Raw genomic sequence first — 12,503 nt, 5'->3', positions numbered from 1 at the left:
TACATTACGCCACGTCAGGTTCAAGATTCAAGAGCTCACCATAAACTAAATTTAAAGTTTTGATTTCAGTGATCTCAATCTCAGCAAAACGACCCACCCAAGTTGCATCACCTACAAATGTAACCAGACGAGTATTATCTGCTGTCCCAATTAAGATATTTGGATCTTTATCAGATACTTTTTCAATTAAGACACGTTCGATCTTACCGAGCATGGCATCAGTTTTATCAATACTTGAACGTTTAATAACTTCTTGGACTTGAGCCAAACGTTCTTTTTTCACGTGTTCAGGTGTGTCATCAGGAAGATCCGAAGCGGGAGTGCCTGGGCGTTTTGAATAAACAAAACTATAAGAGTGGTCAAAATCTAGATCTTTAATGAATTGTAGCGTTTCCGCAAAATGTGCGTCTGTTTCACCTGGGAAGCCAATAATGAAATCGCTAGATAAATGCATATCTGGGCGAATTTTGCGTAATTTAGCAATTTTATCAATATAAACGTCGATGGTGTGATTACGCTTCATCGCTTGTAGCACATCATTTGAACCGCTTTGTACGGGTAAATGTAAGTGTGAAACCATTTGCGGTAAATCACGGTAGCATTGAATAAGTTCGTCTGAAAACTCAAGTGGGTGAGAAGTGGTGTAACGTAAACGACCAATCCCTGGAATTTCTGCCACTAAGCGTAGTAATTCTGGGAATGTACAAATTCCGCCTTCAAAAGTTTCACCACGGTAACCATTAACGTTTTGACCGAGTAAGCTGATTTCACGAACGCCTTTTTCTGCTAACCCCGCGATTTCTGCTAGAACATCATCTAATGGACGAGAAACCTCTTCACCACGAGTATACGGCACCACACAGAAAGAGCAGTACTTAGAACAACCCTCCATGATGGATACGAATGCTTTAAAGCCTTCCACGCGAGGCTCTGGTAAAAAGTCGAATTTTTCAATATCTGGAAATGAAATATCAACCAGCTTGATTTTTTCTTTCTTTGGTTTTTCAACTTGCGCTTGATGTTGATCTAACATTTGCGGCAAACGGTGTAGTGTTTGTGGACCAAATACCATATCGACATAAGGTGCACGTTTTTGAATGTTGTCACCCTCTTGAGAGGCAACACAACCACCAACACCAATCACGAGATCAGGATTTTTCTCTTTAAGTTTGCGCCAACGACCAAGACCACTGAATACTTTTTCTTGCGCTTTTTCACGGATAGAGCAAGTATTCATTAATAGAATGTCGGCTTCATTTGGATTGTCAGTGAGTACATAACCATGTGAATCACCTAACAAATCTGCCATACGATGACTGTCATACTCATTCATCTGACACCCTTGAGTTTCAATATATAATTTCTTCATTGAAACATCAGCGGTGTGCATTGGCTGGGTAACAGTGTTTTCTGAGGCAGCGTGTGTCGCACTTGGAATGAATGTTTGAACCGTCATGCAGGCTCCTAAACAAGATGGATTTAAATAAACGGCGGATTATAGCAGTATTTTTGCTAGAGCGCAGAGAATAAAAAACTGACAAAAATGGACAGTTTGTGAATAAAATTGTATGCGTTTTAATGAATATGAATCAGTAAGTTACATAACACAACAATAGTAGAAAGCTAGACTTATTACACTATATCACTAGGGTGAACAGGGCATATTGATTGATGAAAATGAAAAAGCAAGGTGATTTGATAACAATGGAGGCTAAAAAAGTGAAGTATAAGAACAGTTTCCGTTATTTTTTCGCAATGAGTGGTATGTTTGCATGTTCATCATTATATGCTTTGGATATTCAGTTTAATGATGCTTTACGCGCTGCGAATGCGAGTAATATTGCTTTGCTCGATCAATTTCAAGAACAAATGCAAAATGATGTATTGGGATATTACCCTGAATATTGGAAGCTCAATACTAATTTAGCTTCACAACCAGCCTCTGCTATTATTAGTTTTGCTCAACGCTATCCACAATCGGCTATGGCTGAAAAGTTGGCCGCTGACTATGTTGAAGAAAAAGTCAAATATGCTAGCTTTGCAGAAGCTAAACCAGTACTCAGCTATGTCACAAATCCTGATCAAGCAGAAAGTTGTGCTGTTGCACAAGTTCGAGCACAAACGGGAGATAGTCTCGTATTTGCTGAATACAAAGATATTTGGTTAACCACCACGACACAACCTGAATCATGTAATGGTTTAGGGCGATTGATGCTGGCTAGCCCGTTGATGACCGCGCAAGATCGCCAACATCGATTATGGTCACAATTGCGTGCTGGGCAATCAGGTTTTGCGATTGCAACAGCACAATCAATGGGACTGAATTTGTCGCTTGCACAACTTAATCAAATTCAAGCCAATCCTTTGGGTTATCTATGGAGTGCAGCTAAAAACAATGATGCTGATTACGCATATTTGATATTTGCTTTGGGGAGAGTTGCAGATAGTGATTTAACCAATGCATTAGCAAATCTTCCTCGTGCGATTCAAGATACACCACAAGCAGTACAACAATATTTATATCGTACAGTTGGCTATGTGGGTGGTACAACTGTGATGAAAAATGGCTTTAATCGTGAAGTATTAACAGCATTTGATCAAAGTTATGGTTATCCATTTAGTCCAGAAGAAGCAGAAATTTATGCAAGACAATCCATTCGATTTGGTTCTTGGGAAAGTCTGATTCGTGCAATAGATGCGATGTCCGTAACGCAAAAACAAGAAGATCGTTGGCAATATTGGTTGGCGAGAGCATCTGAGCAACGTGCTGATGCAGCATCTAAACAAGTTGCACAACAGATCTATCGTAAATTAGCTCAAGCTGGTGATGATTATCATCATTTGTTGGCCAAAGATCGTTTGGGGCAGCGTTATCATCACCAACCTTATAATGAACAACCAAGCGCACAAGATACGCAACGGCTTAATCAGAATATTCACTTTAGACGAGCATTTACGCTTAGAGAAATTAACGCACCAGCCACTTATACCAATCGTGAGTGGAATTGGGCAGTACGCCAAGCTTATTTACAGCATGATGATGGTTTGATTCTTGCTGCAGCAAAACGCGCACATGATATGGGGTGGTATGATCGGGCAATTTATGCAGCTGATCGTACTACAACGCGTCACAATGATACTTATCGGTTTGCTACACCACATCGTACAAATGTTACGAGTCATAGCAATAATGCAGGTGTAGATCCCGCTTGGGCATATGGTCTTATGCGTCAAGAAAGTCGTTTTGTCACCACAGCACGGTCTCATGTCGGTGCTGGTGGTTTAATGCAGATCATGCCAAATACCGCAAAGTTAATTGCTCGACAAATGGGTGAAACCTACAATCCAGCTGCGCTGAGTGAAATGAATACCAATATTCGTTATGGTACTTTCTATCTTTCAATGATTCAGGGACAACTTAGCGGCAATGCGGTGCTGGCAACGGCAGGTTACAATGCGGGACCAAATCGTGCGCGACGTTGGCAGCCAGAAAATCAACCATTGGCAGCGGATCAATATACAGAATCGATTCCACTTTTGGAAACACGTGACTATGTCAAGCATGTCATGACCAATGCGACTCATTATGGTGTGGTGTTGGGGCAGGGGCCTCAATCCTTAGAAAAAAGGATGGGAATGATTCCTGTGCGAAATAGCCCTTGAAAAATAAGTGGATAGTTAATTTGAAGTCATGAAGTTCTGGTATTTGATGAAATCAATAGATTTTTTTAAACGACGGTTCGTAAGGTGGGGACAAATTTTTGTTAGTTGTCTCATGCTTTCGTTCGGCACATCATTATATGCTGCGAGTAGTCAAAATCTTGCAGGCTATATTTTGCATGTAGAAATGACACCTGCTGTTTGTGCTTTGGACTCATCAAGACAAAAACAAAGAAAGTGTTTGGAAGGGTATTCCTTAACAATTTCGAGTTTGTTACCAGAAGTTCCTGTCAATCGAAATTGTGAAACAAAATCATCAGCTACCTTATCCCCATTGCAGTCCACGGTGGTTGCTCGTGTAATGCCAAATGAAACTGAGCGAGTACAGTTGTGGCAAAATGTTGGTGGTTGTGTTCCGATGAATGCAAGCCAATACTTTAGGACTATTATTAATTTTGCTGAAAGATTAAAGATACCGACTGACTTGACCAGTCAAAACACGATTACTGTACAAAAAGAAAGTCTGCGACAACAATTCACGAAGTTAAATCCTTCTTTACCGGCAAATGGTATTCGTTTTAGTTGCCAATCTTCACGATCAGATTCAATCCTGACGGAGATCCGAGTGTGTTATCACAAAAACGGACAATATAAGCAATGCGCAAGTCATGTGGTAACAGGATGCCCGAGTGAATTCACAATAAAAGGCAGTTATTAACTTTTTTGATTTCACTTAATTTGTATTTTCCATCAGACTTTTGTTGAAATTCATTCTCTTTTATATGCATCTGCTGCTGCTTTAGAGTACAATCTTTGCCGTTTATGATGATTTGACTGGATGGAATCACTATCTAGTCCAATTAAGGACCCTCATTGGAGACAATTACATGAAGCAACCCGTTCGTGTTGCCGTTACAGGCGCTGCAGGTCAAATTGGTTATAGTTTATTATTCCGTATCGCAAGCGGTGAAATGCTTGGTAAAGATCAACCTGTAATTTTACAATTGCTTGAAGTTCCTTTTGAGAAAGCTCAACAAGCGCTTAAAGGCGTAATGATGGAACTTGATGACTGTGCTTTCCCATTATTGGCAGGCATGATCGGGACTGATGATCCAGAAGTTGCATTTAAAGATGCTGACTATGCATTATTAGTAGGTTCACGTCCACGTGGTCCTGGTATGGAACGTGCTGACTTATTGAAAGTAAATGGCGAGATCTTTATTGGTCAAGGTCAAGCTTTAAATAAAGTTGCTAGCCGTGACGTTAAGGTTCTAGTTGTTGGTAACCCAGCAAATACAAATGCTTACATCGCAATGAAATCTGCTCCAGATCTTCCAGCGAAAAACTTCACAGCGATGTTGCGTCTTGACCACAACCGTGCGTTGACTCAACTTGCTCAAAAAGCAGGTGTTGCAGTTTCAGACATCGAGAACATGACAGTTTGGGGTAACCACTCTCCAACAATGTATGCTGACTACCGTTTTGCGACTGCAAATGGCGTAAGCTTAAAAGACAAAATCAATGATGCTGAATGGAATAAAGATGTATTCCTTCCAACAGTTGGTAAACGTGGTGCTGCGATCATCGAAGCACGTGGCTTGTCTTCTGCTGCTTCTGCTGCAAACGCTGCAATCGACCATATGCGTGATTGGGCGTTAGGTACAAATGGCAAATGGGTAACAATGGGTATTCCTTCTGACGGTTCTTATGGAATTCCTGAAGGTGTAATGTTCGGTTTCCCTGTAACAACTGAAAACGGTGAATACAAAATCGTTCAAGGTTTAGAAATTGACGAGTTCAGCCGTGAACGTATCAACTTCACTCTTAATGAGTTAGAAGAAGAGCGTGCAGCGATTGCTGACATGGTTAAATAATTTATCATATTGATGAATTATCAAAAGCACTCTCTTGTAGAGTGCTTTTTTATTTTAAGAACACAAAACACAACAAGAAAATATAGAGATGTGTCTGCAAGTTAATGCAGTTTATTGTTAGATTATTCTTTAGATGGGTTTTATCTAAGGAGAAGAAAAATGTTTGAACAACAACCAACACTTGAACTTTTATTTGAACAATTGGGGCTTGATGCAGATGAAGTTTCGATGGAAAACTTTATTAAAACTCATCAATTAAGTGCTGGCCAGAAATTGCATGAAGCCGATTTTTGGAGCGCAGGGCAACAAGATTTTCTCAAGAGTCATTGGGATAAAGATGATGAATGGGCCATCGTAATAGATGAGCTGAATCAGCAACTACATGTTGATAGTACGACTTAAGAAAAAGCTCACATCAGTGAGCTTTTTTTCTTATAAGTGCTTTAAACCAGTCTTCTTTACGTATTAAGTCAAATGCTGGATGGGCGTGAAGTAATTCTAAATCATGATTGAAACATGACACATATTTTATTAGCCAATGGCGTGTGAGCGCTTGTTCTTGTTTTACAGCAGATGCATAAGCTAAAAAGAAATAAATGTCTAAATGATCATGATGTGCGAGAGGTTTTAATATTTGCTGTGTAATTAAAGCGAAACGTTGTTCTTTGGTCAATTCATAATAAATCATATACGCTTTGGCTAAATACAAAGACAAATTCAGATATATGCTTAGCGGCATCTCATCGTATTCGATTCGTGCTTGTTCAAGCAATACGATAGCTTCTTGTAGAAAATGTAGTTGCTCCTGACGAACGTGACTTAATATGACCAATTGTAAACGCAAGTCTGCTCGCTCTAAAGCGAGACTTGGAGTATTGTTTGTTAAATAGAGCTGGTCTGTTTCACCAATCCGAGTGATTACTTGCTTGGTTTCATTTGACATTCATTGATCTCAAAAATCGTCAGTTATGCGTGATATATAAGGTTGTTTTTAGTGATTTAAAGGGGTTAATTGTTCCAGATAGAATTTCCGCTTCTAAGCCAAGCTGTAATAGAGAGGCGTTGTTGCTTGGAAAGTAGAACCTCATGCAGTATATCACTCAAAAAAATAGCGAGGCGATTTGGTTGAGGTTGTATGGTATGCCATTTTCCGTTTTTATCTTGTAAATGTAATTGTCCTCCCCAGTCTTGTTGCCAATGTTCATGTAGATAAAAGACGGTTGAAATCATCCGATCATTTTTTTGCTGTGGGTTATCTCTGTGTAAAGCATAGAACTCGCCAGCGTTGTAACATGCAAAATGGGCTTCAACTTCTTTAATGCCAAGAAAAAAGGCTTGGTTTAATACTTGGGATAAGCTTTGCAATGTATTGATATGTCGTTGTGCAACAGGGAGTTGGTCGTCTATCCATAATATGTGATCACTTCGAATATGACTGACAACACCATTTTGTATGCCTGCTGCCCTAAATTCCTCTAGATGTAAGCCGCACTCTCGAACAAGATCATGTACATATTCAAGTGGGTATGCATTATCAACCAAGGCAAACCCTAATTTATTTAGATCATCTAAAATTTGATCAATATTCCAAGATGTCGGAAGAGCGGTGAGTTGCATACAGTTCCAGTTAATATTCATTCGATCACAATACAATTTTAGATGATCACATCAACACTAAAAAATGTCTACTGTCCCAAGTATGTGTGAAATGTCAACAGCCCTTATTTCATGCTAAACTATCCTTTGAATTGAGGAATAATTGTCAACATGAATTACCGTCACCATTTCCATGCAGGTAACTTTGCCGATGTTATGAAGCATGTGCTTTTGCTTCAACTGCTTAATCGTTTAAATGCTAAAGATAAGCCATATCGATATATCGATACCCATGGTGGGGCAGGTAAATATGATTTATCTCTAGCGCCAGCACAAAAATCTGGTGAGTTTTTAACTGGCATTCATCGCCTCATCCAGTTAAGTGAGATGGAGAAGCGTCAGGCACCTGAAGGTGTGCAAGACTATTTAAAGCTGGTTGAAACCTTGCGTGCTGAAGAGGGGAAGGGAAGTTATCCTGGTTCACCTTGGTTTGCGTTACAGGGAATGCGTGAGATTGATAAAGCGACTGTCTTTGAAATGCAACGTGATGTATTTCAAGAGTTAAGACATAACATTCGTGATAAACGTATGGGCCTGCATGAGCGAGATGCTTATGAAGGTTTATTAGGGGTTATCCCACCGAAAGAAAAACGTGGTTTGATAATGATCGACCCACCATATGAGTTAGAAAGAAAAGATTTTCCACAGCTGGTTGAATTACTTCAAGCTGCTCATAAAAAATGGCCAACAGGTGTATTTGCTGTATGGTATCCAATTAAAGATCGCGCCATGATTGAACGTTTTGAAAAGAAAATGTTTAAGACAGGGATTCGCCGTCAGTTGGTGTGTGAGATCTGTGTATGGCCTGATGACACACCAGTTGGTTTAAATGGTTGTGGACTTTTGGTGATTAACCCACCTTGGAAATTTTCGGAAGATGCGGATCAAGCATTACAATGGTTATTTCCACATTTGCGTATGCAAGAAACTGGTGGGCATGCTGCAGTGCGTTGGTTGGTGGGTGAATAACTCATCAACTTTAAAATATTGTTGAGGAATTGAAAATAATGACAAATTCTCTGAAACCTGATTCTGATTTAAATAAAGATGGTAGGTCATTTGATATCATTACATTTGAAGTGGAAGAAGAAGAGCATACGCACGAAGGGCAAAAAGTAAAACGTCGTGGGATTTATTTGTGGCCGAATTTAATTACAACGGCTGCACTTCTTTCTGGTTTTTATTCCATTATTGCCAGTATGAATGGTAATTTTAACCAAGCTATTTATGCGATTTTTTTAGCTGCATTATTGGATGGTTTGGATGGGCGTGTTGCTCGTGCCATCGGTGCACAAAGTGCTTTTGGTGAGCAATATGATTCATTGTCAGATTTGCTTGCTTTTGGTGTTGCACCTGCAATTTTGATGTATAGCTGGAGCCTCCATGATCTTGGTCGTATTGGGTTAGCATGCTGTTTTATTTATACTGCTTGCGCTGCTTTCAGATTGGCTCGTTTTAATGTTCAAATTGGTGTGGTAGATAAACGATACTTTATTGGTATTGCAAGTCCTCTCGCTGCTGTCACCGTGATTTCAATGGTTTGGGTTGGTCGTGACTTTCCATTTATTTTTGATTTGAAAGATATTGTGATTCAAGTTGTTAATGCAATAGTAATGGTGAGTATAGGTTTACTCATGATTTCGAATATCAAATATTATTCATTTAAACAAATGGATCGTAAGCGGGTACCTTTTGTTGTGATGTTACCTGTGGTCTTGATTTTTGCAGCAATCACGTACAACATTCCAGTAGGGATATTGACTGTTTGTATTATTTATATCCTATCTGGATTTATAACGACTTTGTTAGCGAAAAAGAATGATTCAAAAATAACAACCTAAAAATATGGAGGTTCAGTATGCCAATATTGATAAATAACAATCAATTAAAGCAGCTGAACCTCAATAAGTCAGATGCTCTAATCTTCTATCCACCTAAGGGTTTATTTAAAATCGTTTATCAGGCTTTGATCCTGCCAAATCTTCCAGCGCCTTTTCATTATCTAAATTTTATCAGTCTTATCGGACAACCACGCATTCCGGTTTGTTATAACGCGAGTGCTGTGATGACCACAGCAATTGATACCGCAACCGTCTTAGTAAGTAGTAGCGTAGCAACAGTTGGGCATCTCAAAAGTTATAGTGCAAAAGATCAGTGTCAATTTGATGTTGATCGTTATCAATTTTTAGATATTGATCATATTCAGGTTGATGCCCCCAATTATTATTTTAAACGTTTTGATGATGAGCTTAGTTGTGAATTAAAAGTAAATACATTTTCTGAAGTTGAGAATCACTCCGCATTACAATGGGGAGTTGCTGATTATTGGTATACACGATGTCAATGCGAAGGGGAGTTGGTATATAAAAAACAAAAATATCAAATTACAGCACAAGGAGTGTTAAAGCATGCCCGCGCTGTACATTTACCTTTTATTGCATTTCATTTTTTCACTTATCAAATTATTCAGGTCCATGCTGAATTGCAAATTATTCTTACAGAGCTAAGAAACCAGTGGAATCAGATCATTTTTACCCGAATAGAAATTCAACATGATCAACAACCAAGCATACTCTACAATCAAAATGTAGATTTTGATGTTATGCGAGTTTATCCAAAAGTACGAACGCCAAATGGACGTGATATGTATTTAGCTCGAGAGTTTATTTGGCAGTACCAACAGGGCGATCAGATTGTTTTCCAATTACATGGTCAAAGCCGTGGTGATTATAAGTTTGGATTAGCTGCGGGTTATGTGGGGAGCTTTAATTATCAACTTTTTGGAACAATGAGACATATCAAGGGTCAGGTTATTGTGAATACATTGATTGTCGACCTTTACATTGGCAAGAAAAAAACAAAACCGAGCAAATAATAGATAAGATTTCGAATTTTCAGCCTTATTTGTGTAAGAAGTAGACAAACGTTCTGGTAATTGAGAAAAAACACTTGCAACACATCTCTAATCCTCTATAATGCACATCCATCGGCGGTGATGCGGATAAAAACTTGTTGATAAACAAGGATTTGGCTTAAAGTGGTTAGATTCTTGGTGTGGTTGATAAGTTGATAAAATATCTAAATTACCAGTTGACTTTAAAGAAATTTAGAGTAATATAGCCGACCTAGCTTGATGATGACGAATCATCGAGAAGATCATTAAGAGAATAGAAGAACAACTTGTGTGGATTTTTACTGGTTGATCGATCGAATATATTTTCATTGATTAATTGGTTTAAATTTCTCGAAGTTTATTTGAGCGAATATTAAGTCAGTAATTGATGAGCCAGAATTGGCACCTTGTCTTAACTAAGGTGCAAATGATTTTAACTGAAGAGTTTGATCATGGCTCAGATTGAACGCTGGCGGCAGGCTTAACACATGCAAGTCGAGCGGGGGAAGGTGCTTCGGTACTGGACCTAGCGGCGGACGGGTGAGTAATGCTTAGGAATCTGCCTATTAGTGGGGGACAACATTCCGAAAGGAATGCTAATACCGCATACGTCCTACGGGAGAAAGCAGGGGATCTTCGGACCTTGCGCTAATAGATGAGCCTAAGTCGGATTAGCTAGTTGGTGGGGTAAAGGCCTACCAAGGCGACGATCTGTAGCGGGTCTGAGAGGATGATCCGCCACACTGGGACTGAGACACGGCCCAGACTCCTACGGGAGGCAGCAGTGGGGAATATTGGACAATGGGGGGAACCCTGATCCAGCCATGCCGCGTGTGTGAAGAAGGCCTTATGGTTGTAAAGCACTTTAAGCGAGGAGGAGGCTTACCAAGCTAATATCTTGGATAAGTGGACGTTACTCGCAGAATAAGCACCGGCTAACTCTGTGCCAGCAGCCGCGGTAATACAGAGGGTGCGAGCGTTAATCGGATTTACTGGGCGTAAAGCGTGCGTAGGCGGCCATTTAAGTCAAATGTGAAATCCCCGAGCTTAACTTGGGAATTGCATTCGATACTGGATGGCTAGAGTATGGGAGAGGATGGTAGAATTCCAGGTGTAGCGGTGAAATGCGTAGAGATCTGGAGGAATACCGATGGCGAAGGCAGCCATCTGGCCTAATACTGACGCTGAGGTACGAAAGCATGGGGAGCAAACAGGATTAGATACCCTGGTAGTCCATGCCGTAAACGATGTCTACTAGCCGTTGGGGCCTTTGAGGCTTTAGTGGCGCAGCTAACGCGATAAGTAGACCGCCTGGGGAGTACGGTCGCAAGACTAAAACTCAAATGAATTGACGGGGGCCCGCACAAGCGGTGGAGCATGTGGTTTAATTCGATGCAACGCGAAGAACCTTACCTGGCCTTGACATACTAGAAACTTTCCAGAGATGGATTGGTGCCTTCGGGAATCTAGATACAGGTGCTGCATGGCTGTCGTCAGCTCGTGTCGTGAGATGTTGGGTTAAGTCCCGCAACGAGCGCAACCCTTTTCCTTACTTGCCAGCATTTCGGATGGGAACTTTAAGGATACTGCCAGTGACAAACTGGAGGAAGGCGGGGACGACGTCAAGTCATCATGGCCCTTACGGCCAGGGCTACACACGTGCTACAATGGTCGGTACAAAGGGTTGCTACCTAGCGATAGGATGCTAATCTCAAAAAGCCGATCGTAGTCCGGATTGGAGTCTGCAACTCGACTCCATGAAGTCGGAATCGCTAGTAATCGCGGATCAGAATGCCGCGGTGAATACGTTCCCGGGCCTTGTACACACCGCCCGTCACACCATGGGAGTTTGTTGCACCAGAAGTAGCTAGCCTAACTGCAAAGAGGGCGGTTACCACGGTGTGGCCGATGACTGGGGTGAAGTCGTAACAAGGTAGCCGTAGGGGAACCTGCGGCTGGATCACCTCCTTAACGAAAGATTGGTGACTGGTAAGAATCCACAACAAGTTGTTCTTCGAAGATGTATCTGAGGGTCTGTAGCTCAGTTGGTTAGAGCACACGCTTGATAAGCGTGGGGTCACAAGTTCAAGTCTTGTCAGACCCACCACTACTGACGAAGTGATGAATAATCACAAGCTGCTAGATAAAAAGATATATCGTTCATGATGATTGTAAGCTGGGGACTTAGCTTAGTTGGTAGAGCGCCTGCTTTGCACGCAGGAGGTCAGGAGTTCGACTCTCCTAGTCTCCACCACGTACTTTACGAAGTACGAGCTAAAGATTACAGAACTTAGTAAGTTAAACGCTTATTAACTTCTGTGATTTATCACAGTTTACTGCAAGCTGACGAGGCTGTAGTTAATCATTAACAGATTAGTAGAATTGAGTCTGAAATAAATTGTTCACTCAATTCATTCGAA

Annotated in this window: 9 protein-coding genes, 2 tRNA genes, 1 rRNA gene and 1 pseudogene; 10 read left to right on the top strand and 3 right to left on the bottom strand. The window is 40.6% G+C overall.

Translation table 11 applies throughout. The features are described 5' to 3' along the window. Positions 1 to 4: 4 nt before the first annotated feature. Positions 5 to 1,456, bottom strand: coding sequence for a tRNA (N6-isopentenyl adenosine(37)-C2)-methylthiotransferase MiaB (miaB, locus tag F2A31_RS13220; RefSeq protein WP_150026815.1), 1,452 nt, complete (start codon positions 1,454 to 1,456; stop codon positions 5 to 7). Between the two features lie 299 nt (positions 1,457 to 1,755). On the opposite strand from miaB, the gene F2A31_RS13215 reads away from it, so the two are divergent. The 4 genes from F2A31_RS13215 to F2A31_RS13200 all read left to right on the top strand — a co-directional run bounded on the left by F2A31_RS13215 (position 1,756) and on the right by F2A31_RS13200 (position 5,936). Then, positions 1,756 to 3,663 (top strand): lytic transglycosylase domain-containing protein, encoded by a 1,908-nt coding sequence (locus F2A31_RS13215; RefSeq protein WP_171490679.1) that lies wholly within the window; start codon positions 1,756 to 1,758, stop codon positions 3,661 to 3,663. Positions 3,664 to 3,691: 28 nt separating this feature from the next. Then, positions 3,692 to 4,378, top strand: a complete 687-nt coding sequence (locus F2A31_RS13210; RefSeq protein WP_171490602.1) for a ribonuclease T2 family protein — start codon at positions 3,692 to 3,694, stop codon at positions 4,376 to 4,378. A gap of 169 nt (positions 4,379 to 4,547) precedes the next feature. After that, entirely contained in the window at positions 4,548 to 5,534 is a 987-nt protein-coding gene (locus F2A31_RS13205) for a malate dehydrogenase (protein WP_150026809.1), read from the top strand. A gap of 159 nt (positions 5,535 to 5,693) precedes the next feature. Next, on the top strand, positions 5,694 to 5,936 hold the full coding sequence (locus tag F2A31_RS13200) for a DUF2789 family protein (RefSeq protein WP_150026807.1): 243 nt from the start codon (positions 5,694 to 5,696) through the stop codon (positions 5,934 to 5,936). A gap of 13 nt (positions 5,937 to 5,949) precedes the next feature. On the opposite strand, the gene F2A31_RS13195 is transcribed toward F2A31_RS13200, so the two are convergent. Further along, on the bottom strand, positions 5,950 to 6,477 hold the full coding sequence (locus F2A31_RS13195; RefSeq protein ID WP_150026805.1) for a hypothetical protein: 528 nt from the start codon (positions 6,475 to 6,477) through the stop codon (positions 5,950 to 5,952). A 65-nt stretch (positions 6,478 to 6,542) separates the two neighbouring features. Beyond that, positions 6,543 to 7,151, bottom strand: coding sequence for a 2OG-Fe(II) oxygenase (locus F2A31_RS13190; protein WP_150027819.1), 609 nt, complete (start codon positions 7,149 to 7,151; stop codon positions 6,543 to 6,545). A gap of 150 nt (positions 7,152 to 7,301) precedes the next feature. Between F2A31_RS13190 and F2A31_RS13185 the strand changes: the two genes are divergently transcribed. The 6 genes and pseudogenes from F2A31_RS13185 to F2A31_RS13160 all read left to right on the top strand — a co-directional run bounded on the left by F2A31_RS13185 (position 7,302) and on the right by F2A31_RS13160 (position 12,337). Next, complete coding sequence (locus F2A31_RS13185; RefSeq protein WP_150026803.1) at positions 7,302 to 8,159, top strand: 23S rRNA (adenine(2030)-N(6))-methyltransferase RlmJ; 858 nt, start codon at positions 7,302 to 7,304, stop codon at positions 8,157 to 8,159. A 38-nt stretch (positions 8,160 to 8,197) separates the two neighbouring features. Beyond that, positions 8,198 to 9,031, top strand: a complete 834-nt coding sequence (pssA, locus tag F2A31_RS13180; RefSeq protein ID WP_150026801.1) for a CDP-diacylglycerol--serine O-phosphatidyltransferase — start codon at positions 8,198 to 8,200, stop codon at positions 9,029 to 9,031. 17 nt (positions 9,032 to 9,048) lie between these two features. Continuing rightward, positions 9,049 to 10,109: pseudogene (locus tag F2A31_RS13175) on the top strand (DUF6670 family protein). 408 nt (positions 10,110 to 10,517) lie between these two features. Then, positions 10,518 to 12,054, top strand: a 16S ribosomal RNA gene (locus F2A31_RS13170). A 59-nt stretch (positions 12,055 to 12,113) separates the two neighbouring features. Next, a tRNA-Ile gene (locus F2A31_RS13165) sits at positions 12,114 to 12,190 on the top strand. A 71-nt stretch (positions 12,191 to 12,261) separates the two neighbouring features. After that, positions 12,262 to 12,337, top strand: a tRNA-Ala gene (locus tag F2A31_RS13160). Positions 12,338 to 12,503 lie beyond the last annotated feature (166 nt).

This window comes from Acinetobacter suaedae, assembly GCF_008630915.1.
GTDB lineage: Bacteria > Pseudomonadota > Gammaproteobacteria > Pseudomonadales > Moraxellaceae > Acinetobacter > Acinetobacter suaedae.
Note: the sequence above shows the minus strand (reverse complement) of the source record. Positions and strands in the feature narration are given on the sequence as shown.

Bases quoted from the DNA above. Each gene is read 5' to 3' on its own strand.
- miaB (WP_150026815.1), bottom strand. From the start codon at position 1,456: ATGACGGTTCAAACATTCATTCCAAGTGCGACACACGCTGCCTCAGAA.
- F2A31_RS13215 (WP_171490679.1), top strand. From the start codon at position 1,756: ATGAGTGGTATGTTTGCATGTTCATCATTATATGCTTTGGATATTCAG.
- F2A31_RS13210 (WP_171490602.1), top strand. From the start codon at position 3,692: ATGAAGTTCTGGTATTTGATGAAATCAATAGATTTTTTTAAACGACGG.
- F2A31_RS13205 (WP_150026809.1), top strand. From the start codon at position 4,548: ATGAAGCAACCCGTTCGTGTTGCCGTTACAGGCGCTGCAGGTCAAATT.
- F2A31_RS13200 (WP_150026807.1), top strand. From the start codon at position 5,694: ATGTTTGAACAACAACCAACACTTGAACTTTTATTTGAACAATTGGGG.
- F2A31_RS13195 (WP_150026805.1), bottom strand. From the start codon at position 6,477: ATGTCAAATGAAACCAAGCAAGTAATCACTCGGATTGGTGAAACAGAC.
- F2A31_RS13190 (WP_150027819.1), bottom strand. From the start codon at position 7,151: ATGCAACTCACCGCTCTTCCGACATCTTGGAATATTGATCAAATTTTA.
- F2A31_RS13185 (WP_150026803.1), top strand. From the start codon at position 7,302: ATGAATTACCGTCACCATTTCCATGCAGGTAACTTTGCCGATGTTATG.
- pssA (WP_150026801.1), top strand. From the start codon at position 8,198: ATGACAAATTCTCTGAAACCTGATTCTGATTTAAATAAAGATGGTAGG.